General features: G+C 68.0%; 25 protein-coding genes. 11 read left to right on the top strand and 14 right to left on the bottom strand.

Features of this window, described 5'->3' with window-relative positions; genetic code table 11:
- Positions 1-152 precede the first annotated feature (152 nt).
- The 4 genes from QMZ16_RS14840 to QMZ16_RS14825 all read right to left on the bottom strand — a co-directional run bounded on the left by QMZ16_RS14840 (position 153) and on the right by QMZ16_RS14825 (position 4135).
- On the bottom strand, positions 153-782 hold the full coding sequence (locus QMZ16_RS14840; RefSeq protein ID WP_282603800.1) for a protein-methionine-sulfoxide reductase heme-binding subunit MsrQ: 630 nt from the start codon (positions 780-782) through the stop codon (positions 153-155).
- Positions 782-1696, bottom strand: coding sequence for a protein-methionine-sulfoxide reductase catalytic subunit MsrP (gene msrP, locus QMZ16_RS14835; RefSeq protein ID WP_022707862.1), 915 nt, complete (start codon positions 1694-1696; stop codon positions 782-784). The genes QMZ16_RS14840 and msrP overlap by 1 nt, the downstream gene beginning before the upstream one ends.
- Positions 1697-1790: 94 nt before the next feature.
- Positions 1791-3842 (bottom strand): DNA helicase RecQ, encoded by a 2052-nt coding sequence (gene recQ / locus QMZ16_RS14830; RefSeq protein WP_282603799.1) that lies wholly within the window; start codon positions 3840-3842, stop codon positions 1791-1793.
- A complete protein-coding gene (locus QMZ16_RS14825; RefSeq protein ID WP_022707864.1) occupies positions 3842-4135 on the bottom strand; it encodes a YggT family protein in 294 nt (97 codons plus the stop codon). The genes recQ and QMZ16_RS14825 overlap by 1 nt, the downstream gene beginning before the upstream one ends.
- A 192-nt stretch (positions 4136-4327) precedes the next feature.
- Here QMZ16_RS14825 and QMZ16_RS14820 point away from each other — a divergent pair, with 192 nt between their 5' ends.
- From QMZ16_RS14820 to QMZ16_RS14800, 5 genes are all read left to right on the top strand, one after another.
- A complete protein-coding gene (locus tag QMZ16_RS14820; protein WP_282603798.1) occupies positions 4328-4888 on the top strand; it encodes an acyl-CoA thioesterase in 561 nt (186 codons plus the stop codon).
- 44 nt (positions 4889-4932) lie between these two features.
- A complete protein-coding gene (locus QMZ16_RS14815) occupies positions 4933-6309 on the top strand; it encodes an MFS transporter (protein ID WP_282603797.1) in 1377 nt (458 codons plus the stop codon).
- Positions 6310-6332: 23 nt separating this feature from the next.
- Positions 6333-7208, top strand: coding sequence for a penicillin-insensitive murein endopeptidase (gene mepA, locus QMZ16_RS14810; RefSeq protein ID WP_282603802.1), 876 nt, complete (start codon positions 6333-6335; stop codon positions 7206-7208).
- On the top strand, positions 7202-8077 hold the full coding sequence (locus QMZ16_RS14805) for an esterase-like activity of phytase family protein (RefSeq protein WP_282603796.1): 876 nt from the start codon (positions 7202-7204) through the stop codon (positions 8075-8077). The genes mepA and QMZ16_RS14805 overlap by 7 nt, the downstream gene beginning before the upstream one ends.
- An 82-nt stretch (positions 8078-8159) precedes the next feature.
- Positions 8160-8762, top strand: a complete 603-nt coding sequence (locus QMZ16_RS14800) for a queuosine precursor transporter (RefSeq protein ID WP_022707869.1) — start codon at positions 8160-8162, stop codon at positions 8760-8762.
- A gap of 282 nt (positions 8763-9044) precedes the next feature.
- Here QMZ16_RS14800 and QMZ16_RS14795 read toward each other — a convergent pair whose 3' ends face one another.
- Positions 9045-10226 (bottom strand): acetyl-CoA C-acyltransferase family protein, encoded by a 1182-nt coding sequence (locus tag QMZ16_RS14795; RefSeq protein ID WP_282603795.1) that lies wholly within the window; start codon positions 10224-10226, stop codon positions 9045-9047.
- A 145-nt stretch (positions 10227-10371) separates the two neighbouring features.
- Here QMZ16_RS14795 and QMZ16_RS14790 point away from each other — a divergent pair, with 145 nt between their 5' ends.
- The 3 genes from QMZ16_RS14790 (at position 10372) to QMZ16_RS14780 (ending at position 12070) form a co-directional block, all read left to right on the top strand.
- Positions 10372-10746 (top strand): LysR family transcriptional regulator, encoded by a 375-nt coding sequence (locus QMZ16_RS14790; protein ID WP_282603794.1) that lies wholly within the window; start codon positions 10372-10374, stop codon positions 10744-10746.
- A 96-nt stretch (positions 10747-10842) separates the two neighbouring features.
- Entirely contained in the window at positions 10843-11418 is a 576-nt protein-coding gene (locus tag QMZ16_RS14785) for a lytic transglycosylase (protein WP_282603793.1), read from the top strand.
- A 64-nt stretch (positions 11419-11482) separates the two neighbouring features.
- Entirely contained in the window at positions 11483-12070 is a 588-nt protein-coding gene (locus QMZ16_RS14780) for a glutathione S-transferase family protein (RefSeq protein ID WP_022707873.1), read from the top strand.
- On the opposite strand, the gene QMZ16_RS14775 is transcribed toward QMZ16_RS14780, so the two are convergent.
- From QMZ16_RS14775 to QMZ16_RS14755, 5 genes are all read right to left on the bottom strand, one after another.
- Positions 12046-13236: a TIGR03862 family flavoprotein gene (locus tag QMZ16_RS14775; RefSeq protein ID WP_282603792.1), complete on the bottom strand. Its 1191-nt coding sequence runs from the start codon at positions 13234-13236 to the stop codon at positions 12046-12048. The two genes, QMZ16_RS14780 and QMZ16_RS14775, sit on opposite strands and share 25 nt — an antisense overlap.
- Entirely contained in the window at positions 13233-14261 is a 1029-nt protein-coding gene (gene holA / locus QMZ16_RS14770; RefSeq protein WP_282603791.1) for a DNA polymerase III subunit delta, read from the bottom strand. Before holA ends, QMZ16_RS14775 begins: the two co-directional genes overlap by 4 nt.
- Position 14262: 1 nt before the next feature.
- Positions 14263-14754, bottom strand: a complete 492-nt coding sequence (gene lptE / locus QMZ16_RS14765; RefSeq protein WP_282603790.1) for an LPS assembly lipoprotein LptE — start codon at positions 14752-14754, stop codon at positions 14263-14265.
- On the bottom strand, positions 14741-17281 hold the full coding sequence (gene leuS, locus QMZ16_RS14760; protein ID WP_282603789.1) for a leucine--tRNA ligase: 2541 nt from the start codon (positions 17279-17281) through the stop codon (positions 14741-14743). Before leuS ends, lptE begins: the two co-directional genes overlap by 14 nt.
- Positions 17282-17355: 74 nt before the next feature.
- Complete coding sequence (locus tag QMZ16_RS14755; RefSeq protein ID WP_028725905.1) at positions 17356-17841, bottom strand: DUF3576 domain-containing protein; 486 nt, start codon at positions 17839-17841, stop codon at positions 17356-17358.
- A 272-nt stretch (positions 17842-18113) separates the two neighbouring features.
- On the opposite strand from QMZ16_RS14755, the gene QMZ16_RS14750 reads away from it, so the two are divergent.
- Positions 18114-19022, top strand: coding sequence for a porin (locus tag QMZ16_RS14750; RefSeq protein WP_282603788.1), 909 nt, complete (start codon positions 18114-18116; stop codon positions 19020-19022).
- Positions 19023-19094: 72 nt separating this feature from the next.
- A complete protein-coding gene (locus QMZ16_RS14745) occupies positions 19095-19748 on the top strand; it encodes a YggS family pyridoxal phosphate-dependent enzyme (protein ID WP_282603787.1) in 654 nt (217 codons plus the stop codon).
- Here the strand turns inward: QMZ16_RS14745 and QMZ16_RS14740 are convergent.
- Together QMZ16_RS14740 and ribA are read right to left on the bottom strand one after the other, a co-directional pair.
- A complete protein-coding gene (locus QMZ16_RS14740; protein ID WP_282603786.1) occupies positions 19739-20254 on the bottom strand; it encodes a L,D-transpeptidase family protein in 516 nt (171 codons plus the stop codon). The genes QMZ16_RS14745 and QMZ16_RS14740 overlap by 10 nt on opposite strands.
- A complete protein-coding gene (gene ribA / locus QMZ16_RS14735; RefSeq protein ID WP_282603785.1) occupies positions 20251-21312 on the bottom strand; it encodes a GTP cyclohydrolase II in 1062 nt (353 codons plus the stop codon). The genes QMZ16_RS14740 and ribA overlap by 4 nt, the downstream gene beginning before the upstream one ends.
- A gap of 136 nt (positions 21313-21448) precedes the next feature.
- Between ribA and QMZ16_RS14730 the strand changes: the two genes are divergently transcribed.
- Positions 21449-22135, top strand: coding sequence for a response regulator transcription factor (locus QMZ16_RS14730; protein ID WP_022707883.1), 687 nt, complete (start codon positions 21449-21451; stop codon positions 22133-22135).
- A gap of 18 nt (positions 22136-22153) precedes the next feature.
- On the opposite strand, the gene QMZ16_RS14725 is transcribed toward QMZ16_RS14730, so the two are convergent.
- Together QMZ16_RS14725 and QMZ16_RS14720 are read right to left on the bottom strand one after the other, a co-directional pair.
- Positions 22154-23065 (bottom strand): EamA family transporter, encoded by a 912-nt coding sequence (locus QMZ16_RS14725; RefSeq protein WP_282603784.1) that lies wholly within the window; start codon positions 23063-23065, stop codon positions 22154-22156.
- The gene (locus QMZ16_RS14720) at positions 23062-23637 is read right to left on the bottom strand and encodes a TetR/AcrR family transcriptional regulator (protein WP_022707885.1); all 576 of its coding nucleotides are present in this window, start codon (positions 23635-23637) and stop codon (positions 23062-23064) included. The genes QMZ16_RS14725 and QMZ16_RS14720 overlap by 4 nt, the downstream gene beginning before the upstream one ends.
- Between the last annotated feature and the right edge of the window lie 75 nt (positions 23638-23712).

Genomic DNA, 23712 nt, shown 5'->3' with positions numbered 1-23712 from the left:
TGCCCAACCCCTCAGGGCCGGTCCGTCGCACCGTCCGGCGTGTCCCGCCCTTCGGTGAAGCGGTGTTTAGACACACCAATCAGAACCCGCAAGCAGAAAATCCAAGATTCCCGAAAATCGACACCGGATTCTGTGCAAACCACTGAAAATGCTCACATCGTTTCCGACGATCGCCAGAAACCCCACCGCACACGGCCCCGGAACACAACCCGAAAACCCAGAATCGCAAGAATCGATACGAACCAGAACCACGGCTGAAGCTCGTCGACCTTCACCGCCCACAACCAGTGCAGACCGGCCAGGATCGCAGCCGCATAGACGCCCTTGTGCAGACGCCGCCATGCCTGCCCGCCCATGCGCCGGATCGACAGATTGTTGGATGTCACGGCCAGCGGGATCAGGATCGCGAATGCCAGCATCCCCACCAGAAGATAGGGCCGCTTGATGATGTCCTTCAGCATCTGCGACCACAGAAGCCCCATATCCAGCGCCACCCATGCCAGCACATGCGGCACGACATAGGTGAAGCACAGAAGCCCGATCGCGCGGCGGAACTTCATCAGGCTGATCCCCGTCAGGCGCAGCAGCGGCGTCACCGCCAGCCCGCCCACCAGGAAATAGAGCGCGGTCTGCCCCAGGCGATGCTCGATCTCTCGGATCGGGTCCACGCCCATCCGACCGGTCAGCAGGTCGAAGACCACCAGCGCCAGCGGAACCAGCCCCGCGACCCAGACCGCCCAGACAGGCAGGCGGCGCAGGGCATTGTTCACGGCTGACCGCATCAGTAGTTCACCCGCAGGTCCATCCCGGCATAGAGCGAGGCGACCTCTTCGCCATAGCCGTTGAACATCAGCGTCTCCTGGCGCCCGCCGAACAGGCCCGCGCCGATGCGGCGTTCGGTGGCCTGGCTCCAGCGGGGATGGTCCACCTCGGGGTTCACATTGGCATAGAAGCCGTACTCGCTGGCCTGAAGCTGCTTCCAGGTGTTCACCGGCTCCTGCTCGATCACGTTGATCCGGACGATCGACTTGATCGACTTGAAGCCGTATTTCCACGGAACGACCAGCCGGATCGGCGCGCCGTTCTGGTTGGGCATCGGCTGGTCGTACAGCCCCGTGGCAAGAATGGTCAGCGGGTGCATGGCCTCGTCGATGCGCAGCCCCTCGCGATAGGGCCAGTCCAGAAGCGCGCGCTGCTGGCCGACCATCTCCTCGGGGCGGACCAGGGTCTCGAACTCGACGAATTTCGCGCCGGGCTGCACGCCCGCCTTCTCCAGCACGGATGCCAGCGTGACGCCCAGCCAGGGGACGACCATCGACCATGCCTCGACGCAGCGCAGGCGATAGATGCGTTCCTCCAGCGCGTTCTCGGGGGCCAGGTCGTCCACGGAATAGCTGCCCGGCCGATCCACCAGCCCCGAGATCTGCACCGACCACGGATCCGTCGTCAGGCGATGGGCGTTGCGGGCGGGATCCTCCTTGCCGGTGCCGAACTCGTAGAAGTTGTTGTAGTTCGTGATCTCCTCGAAGCTGTTCGGCGTCTCGTCGGTCGAGAAGCGCGAGGGCTTGCCCGTCAGCGCCAGCGCAGGCCCGCCGGGCAACGCGCCCGCGGCCATCGCCAGGCTGCCCGCCGCGATGAACTTGCGGCGGTTCAGGTAATCACGCTTCGGGGTGACGTCGGACCATTTCAGCTTCATGTCTCGCTCCTCTGGCGGGGCCGTGTTGGACCCAGCATGGCACAAGACACGCGGGCCGCGGCCCGAATGATGCATCACATTCCCTTGAAATCGCTCAGTCGGCGATCTCGACCTCGTGCAGGATGGCCGCCCCGAAGCGTTCCAGGCGCGCATCGTCCAGGTAACGCGACAGGGCGTCCATGCTGGTGGGCCGCGCCTCGGCGATGCGGCGGATCTGCGCGGTGGACAGGCTCAGCGGTTTCTCGGTGCCGTCCTCGCCGCGCTGCAGGCGCAGCTGCAGGTCGCCCAGCCGGTCGAACAGCGCGCCCGCCGGACTGCCCGCAAGCGCGCGGCGCGCGGGGTGCATCGCAGGCTGTTCACCCGCGATCACCGTCAGGAATTCCGCGCCATAGCTTTCCAGCTTCTTGGCCCCCACCCCGCTGACACGGGCCATCTGGTCCATGTCCTGCGGACGCGCGGTCGCCATCTCGATCAGGGTGCGGTCGGGGAAGATGACATAGGCGGGCACGCGCGCGGCCTCGGCCAGGGCGCGGCGCTTGGCCTTCAGCGCGGACAGAAGCGGCTCGTCCTCTTCCGAGACCTGCGCGCGCAGGACGGTCGAGGACTTGGCACTGGCGGTCATGTCCTGGCGCAGGGTCACGTTCTCCTCTCCGCGCAGGATCGGATGGGCGGCCTCGGTCAGCTGCAGCGCGCCGTGGCGTTCGGGGTCGGGGCGGCACAGGTCCAGCCCCATCATCTGACGGAAGATCGCCTGCCACTGCCCGCGCCCGTGTTCGCGCCCCACCCCGAAGGTCGGCAGGTGGTCGTGGCCCCGTTCGCGCACCTTGTCGGTCTGGTTGCCGGTCAGCACGTCGATCAGATGCCCCGAGCCGAACCATTCGCCCGTGCGCAGCATCGCCGACAGCGCCTTGCGCACGGCCATCGTGCCGTCGAACAGCTTGGGCGGGGTCTGGCACAGGTCGCAATTGCCGCAATCGCCGTGCTGCTCCTCGCCGAAATAGGCAAGCAGGCGGCTGCGGCGGCATCCCGTCGCCTCGGCCAGGCCCAGCAGCGCGTTCAGGCGGGCATGGTCGGCGGTCTTGCGGGCAGGCTCGGCCAGCCCCTCGTCGATCTGGGTGCGGCGCAGGCGGATGTCGTCGGGACCGTAGAGCGTCAGCGTCTCGGCCGGATCGCCGTCGCGGCCCGCGCGCCCGATCTCCTGGTAATATCCCTCGATGGATTTCGGCAGGTCGGCATGCAGCACCCACCGGATGTCGGGCTTGTCGATGCCCATGCCGAAGGCGACGGTGGCCACGACGATCAGCCCGTCCTCGCGCTGGAAACGGGCCTCGGCCTCGCGGCGCTGATCGGGTTCAAGGCCTGCATGATAGGCGATGGCCGGATGCCCCGCCTCGCGCAGCGCCTGGGCCAGCGATTCCGTCCGCGCCCGCGCCCCGCAATAGACGATGCCCGACTGGCCGCGACGCGCGGCGACGAAGGACAGCACCTGCTTGCGGGGACTGTCCTTCGGCTGGAAGGCCAGCCGGATGTTGGGCCGGTCGAAGCCGCGCAGGAAGGTGACCGGATCGGTGCCTGCGAACAGGCGCTCGACGATCTCGGCGCGGGTTTCGGCGTCGGCGGTGGCGGTGAAGGCCGCAAGCGGGACGTTCAGCGCCCGCTTCAGGTCACCGATGCGAAGATAGTCGGGGCGGAAATCGTGGCCCCACTGGCTGACGCAATGCGCCTCGTCCACCGCGATGGCCGTGACATTCGCGCGGCGCAGCAGGTTGACCGTGCCCCCGGACGCCAGCCGCTCGGGCGCCATGTAGAGGATGCGCAGGCTGCCATCCGACAGTCCCGCGAAGACGGCCTCGGTTTCGGCATCGGTATTGCCGCTTGTCAGGGCGCCGGCCTCGACGCCCGCCGCGCGAAGGGCGCGCACCTGGTCCCGCATCAGCGCGATCAGCGGCGATATGACGACCGTCACCCCCTGCCGCATCAGCGCGGGCAGCTGATAGCACAGCGACTTGCCGCCGCCCGTGGGCATGATCGCCAGCACGTCGCGGCCATCGGCCACCGACTCGACGATCTCCTGCTGGCCGGGCCGGAAGCCGTCAAAGCCCCAGACCTGGCGCAGAAGGTCGTCCGCTGGCAGATCCCGCGCCATCAGAAGCCGTAGAAGAAGCCCGCGTTGTTCGCCAGCGCGCGCTGCAGGATGATGATGATCAGGAAGACGACAAGCGGCGCCAGGTCCAGCCCGCCGGTATTGGGCAGCACGTTGCGGATCGGGCGATAGATCGGTTCCAGCAGGCGCGTCAGCCCGTCCCAGATCTGCGCGACCAGCGGCTGGCGCAGGTTCAGCACCTGGAAGTTGATCAGCCAGGACATGATGATGTGGACGATCATCACGAACCACACCACCTGCAGGATCAGCTGCAGCGCCTCATAGAGCGTTCCCATAATTCTTCCCCGTATTCGATCCGGTATTCGATCCGCGCGATCGCGGCCCTGTATGCGGGCACATGGCCGCGCGCGCAAGCATCCCCCGACCGATAGGCGCGCCATGTCGCCGCGTCGCAGGTTGACCTGCGCGTGAACTGCGGCCACGCATGGGCCCGCCGGAACGACGCCGGAACGAATACGGGGGGCCAGATGTATCCGATTGTCCGCTTCGCCAAGGAGATGGTGAAATACCGCAAGGCACCGCGCCTCGGGCCGTTCGACGCGCATGTGTCGCGTCACATGTGCTGGCCCTGGGACCTGGACCCCTGGATCGAGCTGAACAACGGCCGGACCCTGACGCTGTACGATCTGGGGCGCATCCCGCTGGCGCAGCGCACGGGGCTGGTCGCCGTGCTGCGGGCGCATGGCTGGGGAATGACGGTGGCGGGCAACTCGACCCGCTATCGCCGCCGGATCAAGGCCTTCGACCGCTTCGAGATGGTGTCGCGCATGGTCGGCTGGGATCACCGCTTCATCTATATCGACCAGTCGATGTGGAAGCGCGGCGAGTGCTGCAACCAGGTCCTGATCCGCATGGCCGTCACCTCGGACAAGGGGATCGTGGCGCCCGCCGATGTCGCGGCGGCCCTGGGGCATTCGGGCGACAGCCCCGCCCTGCCAGCTTGGGTCGCGGCCTGGGTCGAGGCCGACGCCGCCCGCCCCTGGCCGCCCGAACTGCCCAAGGATGCCCGCAGGGCCTTGAAAGCCTGAGCGCGGGCGGGCCTTATGTTCCCTGACGCCAAAGGGGGACGGGCATGGATCGCAAGCGCATCTGGGGCTGGTGGTTTTTCGACTGGGCCAGCCAGCCCTATCACACGCTGCTGCTGACCTTCGTCTTCTCGATCTATTTCGCCGAGGTCGCGAAGACCCATTTCATCGCGCTCGGATACAGCAGCACCATCGCGGGGGCGAATGCGCAGGCGCTGTGGGGATACGGGCTGTCGATCACTGGCGTGCTGATCGCGGTGCTTGCGCCGATCCTGGGGGCGATCGCGGACGGATCGGGTCGGCGCATGGGCTGGATCTGGCTGTTCTCGGGGCTGTACGTGCTGGGGGCTGCCGGGCTGTGGTCGCTGACGCCCGAACAGCCCGCGCTGGTGCAGGCGGTCGTGCTGTTCGGCATCGGCCTGATCGGGACCGAGTTCGCCACCATCTTCACCAACGCCCTGCTGCCCGGCCTTGCCCCGCGGGACGAGATCGGCCGCCTGTCCGGTTCGGGCTATGCCTTCGGCTATCTTGGGGGCGTCAGCGCGCTGGCGATCATGCTGCTTCTGTTCGCGGAAACCCCCTCGGGGCGGACGCTGGCCGGGATCGAGCCGCTGTTCGGCCTCGATCCCGCCCTGCGCGAGGGGACGCGCTTCGTCGGGCCCTTCACCGCGATCTGGTACGCGGTCTTCATGATCCCGTTCTTCCTGTGGGTGCGCGAACCGCGCGGGCCGCGCCGCCCGATCCGGCTTGGCGCGTCGCTTCGGGACCTGGGATCGCTGATCGCCAGCCTGCGTCACCGGCGCAGCCTGCGGAACTGGCTGCTGTCCTCGATGTTCTCGCGCGATGCGCTGAACGCGCTCTATGGGTTCGGGGGCGTCTATGCGGGGACGGTGCTGGGCTGGCCGGTCTTCCTGGCGGGGGTGTTCGGGGTGATCAGCGCGATCTCGGCCGCGATCATCAGCTGGCTGGGCGGACGCGCCGACCGCGCCTTCGGGCCGCGCGCGGTGATCGCCGCCTGCATCCTTGCGCTGACGGCGATCTGCGTGCTGCTGGTCGGCATGGACCGCGCATCGGTCATGGGGATCCCCGTGGCCGAAGGCGGCGTGATCGGCAGCCTGGGCGTCGCGGACCTGCTGTTCTTCCTCTGCGGGGCGGTGATCGGCGGGGCCGGCGGCGCGCTGCAGGCCGCAAGCCGCACCATGATGGTGCGCCACACCACCGAGGAACGCGCGACCGAGGGGTTCGGCCTCTATGCGCTGTCGGGCAAGGCGACGGCCTTCCTGGCGCCCTTCCTGATCGCGGTGACGACCGATCTCAGCGGCAATCAGCGCGTCGGGCTTGCGCCGTTGATCCTGATCTTCCTTGTCGCGCTGGTTCTGCTAGGCTGGGTCGACCCGGACGGAGAAGAAGAGGCACGCCCGTGATCATGAAGACCGCCATCCGCAGGATGCTGACCGCCGCAGCCGCAGCGCTGACCATGACATTGCCCGCCGCGGCGGACCCGCTGGCCAAGGACGTGTTCGGCGCGTTCGGCAGCGCGTCGCAGGGGCCCGCCGTATCCATCGGCAATTACAGCCGCGGCTGTGCTCAGGGCCTCGTGCAGCTGCCCGAGACCGGGCCGACCTGGCAGGCGATGCGCCTGTCGCGCGGACGCAACTGGGGCCACCCGGTGATGATCGACTTCCTGATCGGGCTGTCGCGCGCCGCGAACCAGGCCGGCTGGCAGGGGCTCTATATCGGGGATATCGGCCAGCCGCGCGGCGGGCCCACGCTGTCGGGCCATGCCAGCCACCAGATCGGGCTGGACGCCGACATCTGGATGCGCCCGCCCGGTTCGCTGACCCTGTCGCGCCAGCAGCGCGAGAACATCTCGTCGACCTCGGCGGTGGCATCGAACGGGCTGGGGCTGTCGGGCAACTGGACGCCGCAGCACATGTCGATCCTGCGCGCCGCCGCCAGCGACAGCCGGGTCGAGCGCATCTTCACCGATCCCGTGGTCAAGGTCGCCATGTGCCAGATGGAGACCGGCAACCGCAGCTGGCTGCGCAAGATCCGCCCGCTGAACAACCACGACTATCACTTCCACGTCCGGCTGAACTGCCCGCCCGGATCGATCTGCGAACGCCAGAACCCGATCCCCGCAGGCGACGGCTGCGCCGAGGCCGCCGAATGGCTGGCCATCCGCAAGAACCCGTCGCTGGCCAAGCCCAGCACGCCCAACCCCAATTATCGCCACCCCCGCACCTACCGCCTGAGCGAGCTTCCGGACCAATGCCGAACCGTTGTCGGCGCGCCCAGACGGGCACGCTCCTGTCGATGCTGACCCTGGCCGCGCCTGCACATGCAGGCGCGGTTCTCGATTATGTCGGCACCTATGTCTGGTCCGAGGACCGCGCCGATTTCGGAGGTTTCTCGGGGATCGAGGTGTCGGATGACGGGCAGACCTTCCACGCGCTGTCGGACCGTTCGCAGCTGTACTGGGGACGCTTCGAACGCGACGGCCAGGGAATCGTGCGCGGCATGCGCACCCTGGGCCGGGCCCATCTGCGCGACAGCCGCGGCAGGCCCCTGCCCCCCGGATATACCGGCGACAGCGAAGGGCTGGCCATCGGTCCCGACGGCACGGTCCATGTCAGCTTCGAGGGGCTGAACCGCGTCGCCTCCTATCCCGATCTGGAGGGCGGGCCGACAGTGCTGCGGCGCGCGCCCAAGCTGCCGGGCATGGTGGTGAACAACGGCCTTGAGGCGCTGGCCATCGGCCCGAAGGGCGAATTGCTGACCCTGCCCGAGGCCTCGAAATCGAAGGACACGCCCTTCGTCCTGCTGGAATATTCGGACGACCGCTGGCATCGCCGGGCCGAGATCCGGCGCGACGGCGACTGGCTGATGGTCGGCGCCGACATGGGCCCCGACGGATGGCTGTACCTGCTGGAACGCGACTTCAACGGCATCCTGGGCTTCTCGTCCCGCGTGCGGCGCGTCATGCTGGACGATGACGGCGTGACCGAGGACGAGATCGTCCTGCGCACGCGGTCGCTGCAATACGACAACCTCGAAGGAATCGCCGCCTGGGACGACGGGATCGGCACGCGGCTGACGATGATCTCGGACGACAACTTCCTGTTCGTCCAGCGCACCGAGATCGTCGAGTATCGCCTGCGCGAACAGACCCGCCGCGCTGCCACGGATTGACAAGACGCCCTTCGCGGACGTATGCGCGCCCTGCCCGCACGGGGCCGAGTTCTTCCGCAACCTTGTCAAAACGGAAATCCCGATGACACGTTTCCTGCCCGGCATCATTGCCATGGCCACCATCGTCGTGGCTTCGAACATCCTCGTCCAGTTCGTCCTGGGCGACTGGCTGACTTGGGGTGCTTTCACCTATCCCTTCGCCTTCCTGGTGACCGACGTGATGAACCGCGTCCACGGCCCCGCCGCCGCACGCCGCGTCGTCGCCGCGGGCTTCGTCACCGGTGTCGCCTGTTCGCTGATCGCGGCGGGCTTCGACATGACCACGCTGCGCATCGCCATCGCCTCGGGGGCGGCCTTCCTGGTGGCGCAGATGACCGACATCGCGATCTTCGACCGGCTTCGCGGCGGGCAATGGTGGCGCGCTCCGCTGGCCTCGACGCTGATCGGGTCGGCGCTGGACACCGCGCTGTTCTTCGGCATCGCCTTCTCGGCCATGCTGCCCGCCGATGCCAATACCGGCTGGTCCAACGAGATCGTTCCCCTTCTTGGTCAGGGACCGGGCGTGCAGCTGTGGGTTTCGCTGGCAGTTGCCGACTGGCTGGTCAAACTGGGTCTGGCCCTACTGGCGCTTGTGCCCTTCCGCCTCATTGTCCGCAATTTGTTGAGGGCTGCCCAAGAAAGTTGATTGACACATGGTCGATCTGTGGCACCCTGAACCTGCAACGGCAACTTATTGAAAGGAGGTGGTCCAGTGTCGAGAGTGATATTGGAGAGAGGTGTCGGAACAGTCAGGGGGGCCGTGGCCTGAAGGCAGCCCTTCGGGTCGTAAACCCTGGTTGGGACCGGATGCGCTTCCGTCCCTAACTGGGCCATCTCCGTGGATCTCGCGGGTCGTCTGATCTGGACGACCCGTTCCACATTCGCGCAAGGGCGGCGGTTTCGACCGCCGCCCGCGCCACTTCAGGGATCAGCCGCGACGGATCGCGATGGCGATCCCCTGCCCCCCGCCGATGCACATGGTGATCAGCGCGGTGGTGCCGCCCGTCCGCTCCAGTTCGGCCAGCGCCTTGACCGTCAGGATCGCGCCGGTCGCGCCGACCGGATGGCCAAGCGCGATCGCGCCGCCATTCGGGTTGACCCGCGCCGGATCCAGCCCCAGCCCCTTGTTCACCGCAAGCGCCTGCGCGGCAAAGGCCTCGTTCGATTCGATCACGTCGAAATCGCCGGGCTTCAGGCCGGTCTTCTCCATCAGGGCCTGGACCGCCGGGATCGGGCCGATGCCCATCACCTCGGGGCGGACGCCCGCCACGGCATAGCCCAGGATGCGCGCACGCGGCGTCAGGCCCGCAGCCTCGGCCGCGCTTGCACGCGCCAGGACCAGCGCCGCGGCGCCGTCATTGATGCCGCTGGCATTGCCCGCCGTCACGCTGCCGCCCTTCTGGAACACGGGCTTGAGGCCCGCCAGCTTGTCCAGGCTGGTCTCCTTGGGATGTTCGTCCGTGTCGAAGGCCACGATGCCCTTGCGGGTCTTCACCTCGACCGGGACGATCTGGTCCGCGAAATGCCCCGCCGAGATGGCAGCCGCCGCGCGGCGCTGCGATTCCATCGCGAACTCGTCCTGCTGCTCGCGGGTGATGTCATGTTCGGCGGCCACGTTTTCCGCCGTGACGCCCATATGGCCGGTGCCCATCGGACAGGTCAGCGCGCCGGTCATCATGTCCAGCATCACCTGGTCGCCCATCTTGGCCCCGAACCGCGCCGAGGGGATGGCATAGGGCGAGCGGCTCATGCTCTCGGCGCCGCCGGCGATGGCGAAATCGGCATCCCCCAGCATCAGCGCCTGCGTGGCCGAGACGATGGCCTGCGCGCCCGATCCGCAAAGGCGGTTCACGTTCATCGCGGGCGTCGTGTGCGGAATGCCCGCGTTCAGCATCGCGACGCGGGACAGGTACATGTCGCGGGGTTCGGTATTGATGACGTGGCCGAAGACCACCTGCCCGATCAGGTCGGGCGCGACGCCCGCGCGTTCCAGCGCGGCACGGGTGACCGTGGTGGCCAGGTCGATGGGCGCCACGCCGGCAAGGCTGCCCCCGAAGGTGCCGATCGCCGTGCGCGCCCCGGACAGAATGACGATATCGTCTGCGGACATGGTTCCCTCCCATAAGATGTCCGGGGCAGGATAGGCGCGGGCCCCGCCTTCGCAAGACGCGCGGCCCCGTTCCGTCACGGCAGTGTTTGCAGCCGCAGCACCGGCGCGGTATGCTTCCGGGGAATAACGCAGGAACGGACAGCACATGCCCACGAACGCGAATGGCCCGCGGCTGCGGATCAAGCTTCGCCTCGAATACGATTCCCCGCTGATCCTGGGGCCGGGCAAGGCCGAGCTGCTGTCGCGCATCGACAGGCTCGGCTCGATCTCGGCGGCAGCGCGCGAGATGGGCATGAGCTACAAGCGCGCATGGACCCTGGTCGAGGAGATGAACGTGGCCTTCGCCCAGCCCGTCATCGACCGCGCCCGTGGCGGGGCGGGTGGGGGCGGAGCGACCGTGACCCCGACCGGCAAGGATGTGCTGACGCATTACCGCGCGCTGGAAACGCTGCTGCGCGAGGCGGGGGCCGATCATCTGCAGGCGCTGAACGCCCTTCTGCACCCCGAACCCGAAGGCTGACGCGGATATCCGCCACATGCTAAGGGCTTTGTGATTTCACCCTGCCTTGATTTCCCGTAATATCGCTGCCAACGAAAAGAAGAGCACGAGGGCAGTATGAACAGGCTTCTCAAGCTGGGAATCGTCTTGCTGGTCGCATCCTGCGGCGGCGGCAACTACAGCGCGCCGCGCAATCTGGAGAACGCATGCGCGATCGCTTCGGAACGGCCGCAATACATGCGCGCGATGAAGCGGACCGAACGCAAATGGGGCGTGCCGGTCCATGTCCAGATGGCGACCATGTACCAGGAATCGAAGTTCATCGGCGATGCGCGGACCCCGCACAAGTTCGCCCTGGGCGTGATCCCGATCGGGCGCCAGTCCAGCGCCTTCGGCTACAGCCAGGCGCTTGACGGCACCTGGGAGGAATACCAGCGCGACACCGGCAACCGCCGCGCGCGCCGCGACAACATCCGCGATGCGACCGATTTCATCGGCTGGTACATGAACGGCAGCCAGCGGCAGCTGGGCCTGTCGAAATACGACGCGACCTCGCAATACCTCGCCTATCACGAGGGGCGCGGCGGTTTCGCGCGCGGCAGTCATCGCAGCAAGGGCTGGCTGATGGGCGTCGCCGCCCGCGTCGGCCAACGATCCGAGATGTATCGCCAACAGCTTCGGTCCTGTCGCTGAGCTTGACGTCGCCCGCCCGATCGGGCCCACTTCCCCTCCGGCAATACGATGGGGGGGGGGAACCATGTACCAGGTGATCGGCACGGCGAAATCGCGTGCCTTCCGCGTTCTGTGGATGATGGAGGAGCTGGGCGCGGATTACGACCACGTCCCCGCCGTTCCCCGCAGCGAGGGGGTGACCCAGGTGAACCCCGCGGGCAAGGTTCCGGTGCTGGTCGATGACGGCACGCCCATCACCGATTCGACCGCGATCCTCGCCTATCTTGCCGACCGGCACGGGCAGCTGACCCACAAGGCGGGCACGCTCGATCGCGCCCGCCAGGACAGCCTGACCCAGTTCCTGCTGGACGAATTCGACGCGGCGCTGTGGCTGGCTGCGCGCCACAGCTTCGTGCTGCCCGAGGAAATGCGCCTCAGCGCGATCAAGAACACCCTGCGGTGGGAATTCGAATCCAGCCAGAAGACGATGGTGCACCGGATGGGCGACGGCCCCTTCGTGATGGGGTCCGAGATGACGGTTCCCGACATCATCCTGACCCATTGCCTCGACTGGGCGCTGAGCGCGCGCTTTCCGATCACCGAGCCACGGCTGTCGGATTACCTCGAACGGATGCGCGAACGTCCGGCCTATGTCAGGGCGCGGTCTCTCTGATCCAGAAGGCGGGCGGCGGCGATGCCCGCACGCCTGCCGGTCGCAAGGCAGCCGGTCAGAAGATAGCCGCCGGTCGGCGCCTCCCAGTCCAGCATCTCTCCGGCGGCGAAGGTGCGGGGCAGCGCGCGCAGTTCCAGGTCATCGGTCAGCGCGCCGCCCGTGATCCCGCCCGCGGCGGATATGGCGCCGTCCAGCCCCATCGGCCCGTCATGGCGCAGGGGCAGCGCCTTGATCAGCCCGGCCAGCGCGCCCGGATCCTTGGGCAGGGGCTGGCCCCATTCCAGCAGCAGCGCGACCTTGACCGGATCGCCGATCGCGCGCCTCAGCCAGTTCCCGACCGACAGCTTGCCGCGCGGCCTGGCCAGCCGCCGCGCCAGCGCATCGCGATCCAGGTCGGGGGCCAGGTCGACATGCGCATTTGCGCCATCGCGCATGGGGGCCGACACCTCGTAGATGCCGCCGCCCTCGACGCCCTGCGCCCCGATCACCCATTCGCCGCGCCCGATCAGGCCGCCTGCATGGACCGCCACGCCCTTGACCGCCGCGCCCAGATGCCTGCGCATCGGCTCCGACCAGTCCACGCGGAACCCCATGTTGGCAGGACGAAAGCCCGCGAGATCGACGCCCGCATCCCGCAGCATCGGCACCCATGCGGCGTCCGATCCGAGGCGCGGCCAGCTTGCGCCGCCAAGCGCCAGCACGATGACGCGCGGCGCAATCCATTGCGGCCCATCCGGCGTGTCGAAGCCGAACTCGCCGTCGCGAATCGCGGTCCAGCGCCAGCGGCGACGCAGATCGACGCCCGCCAGCCGTGCCAGCCACGACCGCAGCAGCGGCGAGGCCTTCATGCCGACCGGAAAGACGCGCCCCGTGCTGCCGGTGAACAGCTCGATCCCCAGCCCCTCGGCCCATTCGATCACGTCCAGCGGACCGAAATCGCCGGTTCGCGGATCGACGCTGCCCGCGAAATGCCGTGCGAAATCGGCGGCTGGCTCGGCCTTGGTCAGGTTCAGCCCCGATTTCCCCGCCATCAGGAACTTCCGCGCGGGCGAGGGCATGGCATCGGCCAGCACGATCCGGCGACCGGGCGCGGCCAGCATCTCGGCCGCCATCAGCCCGGCGGGGCCCGCGCCCACGATCAGCGCATCGACGGGTTCCGCCGTCACCGCCGCCCCCGCGGGCGCATCGCCAGGCGCAGCAGCGCGCGTTCGACCAGCGGCATCTGGGGGGCACGGCTGGCGGATCGCAGGGTCATGTCGGTCTGAAGCAGCGCCGAGACGGCCTCTTCCAGCGGGCCTGCGCCCCATGACTGCGCCTGCCGCGCCATGCGGTCGCGCCGCGGACCGAAGACCGGCGGCTTGGCGCGGGCCAGCGCGTTGCCCGCCCCCTGCGGGTCGGAGGCGGCCAGATGCAGGGTGCGGAAATGGCGCAGCGCCGCGATGCAGATGGTGACGGGGTTGATCCCCTGCCCCTCGATCCGGCGCATCAGGCGGCTGAAATCGACCTCTCGGCGTTCGGCGACGGTGTGGATCAGCTCGTCCAGGTCGGCCTCGATGGTCGCGGGGGCCATCAGGGCGATTTCCTCGGCGCTCAGCGGCGAGGGATCGCCATGCTTGTAGAGCCCGATCTTCTCGATCGTCTGGCGCAGGTCGCCCGGATCCAGCGCGCGGGCCAGGACGGCCATCTCGCGCATGGCGGCCTGCGGGATCTCGGGCAGGCCGACATCGGCCAGCCAGCGGCGAATCTCGTCCTCGCCGGGGGGATCGTCATAGATGGGGGCGCAGACGGCCTGGCCATGCGTCTCGAACAGCTTGCGCAGGGCCGACGATTTCTTGAGGTTGCCCGCCGTCACCACCACGACCGCATCGCCCGCGCGCCATTCCGTCAGGGCCTCGGCCACGGCATCGGCGGCGCTGTCAGGGGCGTCGTCGACCAGAACGACGCGCGGACCGGGAAAGAAGCCGACCTCGCGGACGGCATCGACCAGCTGCGCGCGGTCCTTGTTCAGGCCCGCGCCCGCCATGCGGGTCAGGCGCATCTCCTCGTCGGCCTTCTTGCCAACCAGCGCCTTCACGGCCTCGGCCCGCTTCAGGGCCACGCGCATCGCGTCCTGCCCATGGATCAGCAGCCCCGGCCGCGACGGATCGGGCCGAGAGAGATAGCGCGCGATCTCTCCTCCCTTCAGCAGCATGTCAGCCCGGCAGCCGCATCGAGGCCGCCAGAAGCCGCGTCACGACCTGGTCGGCCAGCATGATCGCCAGCCGCTGCCGCGCATCGCCTTCCGCCGACAGGGTCGAGACGGTCGTGCCCGTGGTCGAATAGGAAGTGAAGTTGCTGACGCGCCCGCGCGTGATCTCGGCGCCGTCCGGTCCGGTCAGCACGAAATCCGCGGTCCCGTTCAGCGAATAGCGGGTCGTCACCTCGTCGGGGGTGATGGCCTGGCTGACCACGCCCACGCTGATGCGGTAATCCAGATCGTATTCGGGGCTGTCCTCGGGGCCCAGCCGTTCGGCAAGGCGGCTGTTGAAGACGAAGTCGATGGGGGTCTCGGGGTCGCGCGGGCGCAGCTTGCCGAACAGCTTGCGCCCCCCGCCCTCGGGTCCGTAGACGGGTTTCAGCCCGCAGCCTGCCAGGGCCAGAAGCCCCAGCAGTGCCACGCGCCGGCTGGGGTCACGCGACCACATTGACGATCCGTCCCGGCACGACGATCAGCTTCTTGGGCGCCGCCCCTTCCAGGAAGCGCTGCACCGTCTCGTCGGCCATGACCAGCGCCTCGATCTGGTCCTTGGCCATGTCCTTGGGGACGGTGATCTCGGCCCGGCGCTTGCCGTTGATCTGGATGGGCAGCGTCACGCTGTCATCCTGCAGTAGCGCGGGATCCGCCTTGGGCCAGGGCGCATCGACGACCAGCCCCTGCCCGCCTGCCAGCGACCAGACATCCTCGGCCAGGTGCGGGACCATCGGGGCCAGCAGCTGCGCGGTGATGCGCAGCACCTCGGCCCGCTGAGCGCCGCCGGCCTTCGATTTCCCGATGGCATTGGCCAGCTCGTACAGCTTGGCGACCGCCTTGTTGAAGGCAAAGCCCTCGATCGCCTTGGTCACATCCGCGATGGCGCGGTGGGCGGCGCGGGACAGGTCCAGATCCTCGGGGCCGTCGGCGGGCGCATCCTCGGCCAGGCGGTGGACGCGGCCCAGGAACTTGGCCGCAGCCTCGGCGCCCGCCGCGGTCCATTCGACGTCACGCTCGGGGGGGCTGTCGGACAGCATGAACCAGCGCGCGGTATCGGCACCGAAGCCCTGCACGATGTTGACCGGATCGACGACGTTCTTCTTCGATTTCGACATCTTGGCCGAGGGGATGATCTCGACCTCGGTGCCGTCGGCCAGTTTCCCGTCGGTCACGTCCTCGGGCAGGTGATAGACCGGGCGCCCCTTGGCATCGCGGGTCATGTAGATCTCGTGCGTGACCATCCCTTGCGTGAACAGCGCGTCGAAGGGTTCCTTCGCGGCCTCGGGCAGGTGACCGGTCTTGACCATCGCGCGGGCGAAGAAGCGCGAATACAGCAGGTGCAGGATCGCGTGCTCGATGCCGCCGATATACTGGTCCACGTTCATCCAGTAATCCGCATCGGCGCGGTTCGTCGGCGTGTCGGCACCGGGGCTGGTGAAGCGGGCATAGTACCAGGACGAATCGACGAAGGTGTCCATCGTGTCGGTCTCGCGACGCGCGGCACCACCGCATTTCGGGCAGGTCGCCTGACGCCAGGTCGGATGGCGGTCCAGCGGGTTGCCCGGCACGTCGAAGGTTACGTCCTGCGGCAGAAGGACCGGCAGGTTCTCCTTGGCCTCGGGGACGGTGCCGCAGCTGTCGCAATGCACGACCGGGATCGGGCAACCCCAGTAGCGTTGGCGCGAGATGCCCCAGTCGCGCAGGCGGAACTTGGTCACCCCCTCGCCATAGCCCTGAGCCTCGGCATGGGCGATGGCGGCGTCCACCGCGGCCTCGCCGGTCTGGTCGGCATCGCCCGCAAAGCCACGGACATAGGTGACGGTCTCGGATTTCAGCGGCACGAAGGGCGCGGCGGAGACCAGCTCGTCCGCCTGTTCCAGCGTCATCCCCGGCTGACCGAAGGTCGCGCGGATCGGCAGGCCGTATTTCGTGGCGAATTCGTGGTCGCGTTCATCATGCGCCGGGCTGCCGAAGATCGCGCCGGTGCCGTAATCCATCAGCACGAAATTCGCGACCCAGATCGGCAGCTGCCAGTCCGGGTCCAGCGGATGGGTGACGGTCAGGCCGGTATCGAAGCCCAGCTTGGGCGCGGTCTCGATCGCCTCTTCGGTGGTGCCGATGCGCTTGCATTCCTCGATGAAGGCGGCGACCTCGGGGCGGGTTTCGGCCAGCTTCCTCACCAGCGGGTGATCCGGCGACAGCGCGGCAAAGCTTGCGCCCATCAGCGTGTCGGGGCGAGTGGTATAGACCTCGATCGCGTCGAACCCTTCGGGCGCATCGACGGTGGCAAAGCGGAACTGCAGCCCGCGCGACTTGCCGATCCAGTTGGCCTGCATCAGCCGCACCTTTTCCGGCCAGCCCGACAGCCCGTCCAGCGCCGACAGCAGCTCGTCGCTGTAGTCGCTGATCTTGAAGAACCACTGGGTCAGCTCCTTGCGCTCGACCGTGGCGCCGGACCGCCAGCCCTTGCCGTCGATGACCTGTTCATTGGCCAGAACGGTCATGTCGACCGGATCCCAGTTCACCTGCGCCGACTTGCGGGTGATCAGGCCCGCATCCAGCATGTCGAGGAACATCGCCTGCTGCTGGTGGACGTAATCGTCGTCGCAGGTCGCGAATTCGCGGCTCCAGTCGATGGACAGACCAAGCGGCTTCAGCTGGTCGCGCATCGTGGCGATATTGGCATAGGTCCAGTCGCGGGGATGGCCGCCCTGTTCCATCGCGGCGTTTTCCGCAGGCATGCCGAAGGCGTCCCAGCCCATCGGGTGCAGCACGCTGAACCCCTGCGCGCGCTTGAACCGCGCCACCACGTCGCCCATCGTGTAGTTGCGCACATGGCCCATGTGGATGCGCCCCGAGGGATAGGGGAACATCTCCAGCACGTAGTATTTGGGGCGCTCGTCGCGGATGGCGGCAAAGCTGCCGGCATCGGCCCAGGCCTTCTGCCACCGGGCTTCGCTGCTGGACGGATCATAGGGCATATCGGACCTCGGGCATCATCTCTTGCCCGCAGGGTTTATACGCGCCCGATCAGCGGGTCCAGCCCGCCGCGGCCTTACAGGCGGCCGTCGCGCTGGCGCAGCTGGCGCGCGCGGGTCAGGATCGCATCCTCGACCGCGCGGACGGTGCCGGGGGCCACGGCGGCCCCGCCCGGCCCCTGCAGCGACAGGCGCAGGCTGCGCGCGTCCATCGCGGGGTCCGTCACCTGGATCGTCGCACGATAGGGCCGCCCCCCGCCCGGAGGCGTGCCATAGCCCGTCTGGATCACGCCCGTGAAGGGATCGATCGTCTGCACCGGCAGGAAGTCCAGCACGTCCAGGCTGGCATTCCACAGGTACTTGTTCACGCCGACGGTGCGGTTGGGGTTCTCGGACCGGGCCAGCACGTCCTGGATGCGGGTCGAGCGCTGCGAATCCCGCATGTCGGGATCGGTCAGGATCGACGCGGTCTGGTTCTGTCGCCCGGCGTCGTTGCCGCAGGCAGCCAGCCCCGCGCAAAGCGTCGTGACGATCATCAGGCGCGCGGCGCGTGCGTAGGTCATGCGGTCCCCCGGTCTGTAATTCGCGCCCAGCATTAGCGCGGATCGCCAGGGCGAAACAAGCGCCTTGACCCGCGCGCGACTCGTGCAGGGCGGCATTCGCGATGTCACATCGTGGTCACGGAAAGGTGTGGCGGTTGTGCATCACAGGATTCCGGATCGGCCCGAGGGCCTGCCCGATTCCGTTGCATCACAAGTTCGAAAGCGCGAAACCTTGCACATCCCCAGGGCGGAACCCCGATCTGGGCATCAGAGAGACAAGAGGGAACATCACCATGAAAAAGGCTCTTTTCGCCTCGACCGCGCTGGTTCTGACCGCCGGTGTGGCTGCCGCAGACGTGACCATCTCGGGCTACGGCCGTACCGCCGTTCTCTATGATGAGGGTGCCGATCAGGAAACCTTCGTCCAGTCGCGCGTCCGCCTGAACATCCACGGCACCACCTCGACCGACCAGGGCGTCGACTTCGGCGCACGCTTCCGCGTCCAGTGGGACCAGGGCGATGAAGGCGTCGACTCGGTCGCACCGGGCCAGATCTACGTGACCTCGAACGGCCTGACCGTTGCAGTCGGCAACGTCGGCACCGCATTCGACAACGCCGGCCTGCTGTATGAATCGGAAGTCGGCCTGATCAGCCGTTCGTTCGGCAACCCGGCTGGCGACTTCTACGCCTACGAATCGAAGTCGTATGCCGACGGCGACCAGCTGGGCCTGGCAGTCGAGTACTCGGTCGACGCGCTGACCGCTCGCTTCTCGTATGTCGACCCCGACCAGCTGGACGACTCGGCCACCGAAGAGTTCGGCGTCTCGGTTGACTACCAGTGGAACGACATCGCCCTGTCGGCTGCCGCTGTCAAAGACGGCGCTGGCGTGGAAGACAACGACCAGTACTTCGTCGGCGCATACTACACCATGCCCGGCACCGAGAACGGCGTTGGCCTGAACTACCTGGACAACGGTGACGACGCTGGTGACACCATCGTCCTGTACGGTGACTATGTCGTCGCTCCGATGACCACCGTCAGCGCCTACGTGTCGAACAACGACGCAGACGGCAACGAAACCGACAACGCCTTCGGCATCGGCGCCAAGTACGACCTGGGCGGCGCCTACCTGGCCGGCTCGCTCGAGCGTGGCTACGACGAAGAAGTCCGCGGCGACTTCGGCGTCCGCTTCGACTTCTGATCCTCGGATCAAGTCGCTTCGACAGAGAGAGCGGGCCTTGCGCCCGCTCTTTTCTTTTTGTCTTCTGCGCCCATGGGACTGGATGACATCAAGGGCCGCCTTCGCGCGGCGGAACGCGACGCGGGTCGCGAGGCAGGCAGCGTCACGCTGATCGCGGTCAGCAAGGTGCAGCCGAACGATCGCGTCGAATCGGTGCTGGATGCAGGGCACCGCGTCTTTGGCGAGAATTACGTTCAGGAAACGCAGGCCAAGTGGCCGGACTGGCGCGCGCGCTTTCCCGATGTGTCGGTCCACATGATCGGGCCGCTGCAATCGAACAAAGCCAAGCCCGCCGTCGCGCTGTTCGACGCCATCCACACGCTGGACCGCATGTCGCTGGCGCGCAAGCTGGCGCAGCAGATCGACGAACAGGGCCGCAGCCCCGAACTGTTCGTGCAGGTCAATACCGGGGACGAGCCGCAGAAGGCGGGCATCCTGGTGGACGAGCTGCCGACCTTCCTGTCATCCTGCGCCGGGCTGGGCCTGCGCCCGCAGGGGCTGATGTGCATCCCCCCCGAAGGCCACGACCCCCGCCCCCATTTCAGGTTGCTGCGGGATCTTGCCGCCGATCACGGCCTGCCGGGCCTGTCCATGGGCATGAGCGCCGATTTCGAGATCGCCGTGGCCGAGGGTGCGACCCATGTCCGCGTCGGCTCGGCCATCTTCGGCGCGCGGGATTACGGCTGATCCGCAAGCCCTTCGGGGATGACGATGCGCGTGCCCAGGACGGCATGCGCTGCGATGCGGATCAGGTCGTGCCGCGCGAAGGCGATGCAGCCCTCGGTCCCGAAACGCGGGCGGCGCCACTGGTGCAAGAAGATCGCCGAGCCCCAGCCCGGCACCGCATCCGGCCAGTTCCAATCCGTCGTCAGGATCACGTCATAGAGCGGATCGGCCCGCCGCAGCCGTTCATGGCTGGCGGCCAGCGGCGCACGGGCGTGGTGGTTGTAGGCCGGATGCCCCGGCGCGTCGCACCACAGGTCCCCCGGCCCGATGGGCCGCGCCCAGGGCGCGGGCGGGGCCAGCCGATCGGGCCGATACCACAGCCCGGTCACATGCAGGATGCCCGCGGGCGTCGCCTTGTCGCCCTCGCGCTTGGTGCGGGTCACGCCCGTCCTGCCGATGCTGCAGGGATACAGGCGCCCGCGGTAACGCAGCCCCTGCGGCGTCAGGATCATGTCGGCCAGGCTCACAGCAGGTGCCCCGACTTGTCAGCCTTGACGTCCAGGTAATCCGTGTTGTGACGGTTGCGCGCCACGATCAGGGGCACGCGCTCGGCCACCTTCACGCCCTGCCCCTCCATCATGGCTATCTTGCGCGGGTTGTTCGTCATCAGCCGGACCGAGCCGAAACCCAGCCGCCGCAGCAGCGCGGCCCCAATGCGGAAATCGCGCTCGTCATCCTCGAATCCCAGGCGGTGATTGGCCTCGACCGTGTCGAAGCCCTGGTCCTGCAGGCTGTAGGCGCGCATCTTGTTGGCCAGCCCGATGCCCCGCCCCTCCTGGTTCAGATAAAGCAAAACGCCCGCCCCTGCCTGACCCATCGCGGCCAGCGCGGCCTGCAATTGCGGCCCGCAATCGCATTTCAGGCTGCCCAGCACGTCGCCGGTGAAGCAGGCCGAATGCAGCCGCGCAAGAACGGGGGCATCGCGGGGCGGATCGCCGATCTCGACCGCGTAATGTTCTTCGGCGCCGTCATCGGGCCGGAAGATGTGCAGGCGCGACCGCTCGGCCGACAGAAGCGGCACGCGCGCGCCCGCGACGGGGGCCATCGCGGTTTCGGCGGCCAGCTGCGCCAGCGTCGCGGCCGGGTTCAGCGCCGTCAGGCCGGGCGTGTCCTGCGCGACCGGCACGACCAGCACCGCGGGCAGCAGCTGCGCGGATTTCGCCAGCGCCAGGGCCGCGCGATGGGCCGCGACCTCGCCGCCACGCTCGGTCGCGAGCGGCCCCTTCATCGGCGACATCAGATCGCCCGCCGGATCGGCCAGCGCCCGCAGCCAGCGCAGGTCGGCATCGCCCGGCAGCCGCACCCGCGCCAGGCCGTCATCATAGGCGCGCGCCTTCAGCGTTCCGGCCCGGCGCGCGGTCAAGGTGACGACCGCCGCGCCCATGCCGCGCAGATCCGCCAGCCGTTCCGGCGACAGCGTCTCGATGGCGGCGGCAAGGTGCTCGCCCAGCCGCACCGGCAGGCCCATGCGCAGATCGGCGCGGGCGCGGGAAATGGTTTCGGCAAGTGTGGGGATCAGGCTCATGGGGCCACGCGATTTTGAAACATTCTGAAACATAAGCCTGCCGAACCCTGAACTCCATGTGAGAATCCCGACATGTTGCTGGACGCCGCGCAGGCCCGTCCCCACTGATTGCAGCAAGAAAGCCAAAGGAGGCAACATGGCCGGACTGAAAAAAATCCTGCTGATCGACGACGAGGAAGACCTGCGCGAGGCGCTGGCCGAACAGCTGGCCGCCACCGACGAGTTCGAGGTCAGCGAGGGCGGCAGCGGCGCCGAGGCCGTCGAGGCCACCAAGAACGCGATCTTCGACCTCGTGGTGCTGGATGTGGGCCTGCCCGACACTGACGGCCGCGAGCTGTGCAAGAAGCTGCGCAAGCTGAACGTCAAATGCCCCATCGTGATGCTGACCGGCCATGACACCGATGCCGACACGATCCTGGGTCTGGACGCGGGCGCGAACGATTACGTGACCAAGCCCTTCAAGTTCCCGGTCCTTCTGGCCCGCCTGCGCGCCCAACTGCGCACGCATGAACAGTCCGAGGACGCGATCTTCCAGCTGGGGCCGTACACGTTCAAGCCGGCGATGAAGATGCTGATCGATCAGAAGGACCGCAAGATCCGCCTGACCGAAAAGGAGACGAACATCCTCAAGTTCCTCTACCGCGCGCAGGACGGCGTGGTGCCGCGCGACGTGCTGCTGCACGAGGTCTGGGGATACAATGCGGGCGTGACGACGCACACGCTGGAGACGCATATCTACCGCCTGCGCCAGAAGATCGAGCCCGATCCCGGCAATGCACGACTGCTGGTGACGGAATCGGGCGGCTATCGCTTGGTCTCGTGACGACCTTGGGCCCGCCGATCAGGGGGGCCTTCGCATTCCCGCACGCCGCAGGCGCGGCAGCGGCGCCGTGGTCCAGAACAGGCAGGCCACGATCAGCCCCACCCCGACCCAGCCATGCGCGGGCAGCCGTTCCCCCACGATGACGACGGCAAGGATCGCGGCGACGACCGGCTCGAACAGGGTGATCGTCGTGGCAAGGCTGGTCGAGATCGCCGCCAGCCCCAGCCCGAATGCGACATAGCCGAGGAACATCGGCACCAGCGCCATGTAGGCGCCCACCGCGAAATTGCCCGCCGACCCCAGGAACGCGCCCCCGCTGAGCGCCAGCACCGGCATCAGCAGCAGCCCCCCCAGCCCGAAGATCGCGCCCATCGCCGCGCGCGAACGCACCCCCGATTGCATGATCCGTCGCGCGCACCAGCTGTAGGCCGCATAGGTTCCGCCCGCGACCAGCCCCAGCCCGACCCCAAGGGGGACGTTCGGCGCAAGGTCGTGATGCCCGCCTTCGGCCATGCTCAGCAGACCCATGCCCAGCAGCCCGATCGCCGCGCCGACGGCCCACCTTGCCGTCAGGCGCTGCCCGTCCAGACGGTTCTCGATCAGGGCCGAGATCAGCGGGGCCGACCCGATCGAGATGACGGTGCCGATGGTCACCCCCGCCATCCGCATCGACGAATAGAAGGCCAGCGGATAGATCGCGACCGCAACCGCGCCAAGTGCCAGCAGCATCGGGTTGGCCAGCAGCGCGGCCCGCGCGCGCCGCATCGCCCCAAGCGCGATCAGCGCCTGCAGCAGGCCGCCCACCCCCATCGCGGCCGCCCCGATGGCGATGGCCGGAACCTCGGGGGCCAGGCTTGCGACGGTGCCTGTCGTCCCCCACAGCGTCGCCGCGACCAGGCAGAAGATCACGCCCGCGGAATGCGCGCTCATGCAAGGGCCTCCAGCATCTCGGCGGCCATGGCGCGGGCGTCGTGGACGCGGCGGCTGTCGCCGTCCAGGCCCGCCCGCGTGATCGACCCCTCCAGCAGATAGGAGAGGTGATCGCCCAGCCGCTGACGCCTGCCCGGGTCCGCGACCAGCTGCGCCAGTTCGGCCATCAGGATGTCCTGCACCTGCGCCTTGTGGCGGCGGATCGCGGCGCGGGCGGGATCGTCGGCGGTCAGCTCGGCCGCGGCGTTCAGCAGGCCACAGCCGCGAAACCCGCGCTCATAGGCATCCTCGGCATGGTCGGCATAGGCGTCGAACACGGCCAGCACCCGCGCCTTCGGGCCACGCGCCACGGCCTGCCGCCGGTCGTGCAGGGCCAGCCATTCGGCGTGGCGTGCCTCGACATAGGCCGCGACCAGATCGGATTTCGATGCGAAATTGTTGTACAGGCTCTGCTTCGCGACGCCGGCCCGGCGCGTGATCGTGTCGATCCCCGTCGCGGCGATGCCGTCATTGTAGAACAGCGCCGCTGCGGCATGCAGCAGGCGGTCGCGGGCCGTAAGCGGCTTGTCCATCGGTCCTCCGGGGTGACTGGACAGACCGTTCTACCCAGTGCCACATCAGAGTCAACCTTCGATGGAACCGGCCCG

Source organism: Paracoccus sp. PARArs4 (assembly GCF_947311865.1).
Taxonomy (GTDB): Bacteria; Pseudomonadota; Alphaproteobacteria; order Rhodobacterales; family Rhodobacteraceae; genus Paracoccus; species Paracoccus zeaxanthinifaciens.
Note: the sequence above shows the minus strand (reverse complement) of the source record. Positions and strands in the feature narration are given on the sequence as shown.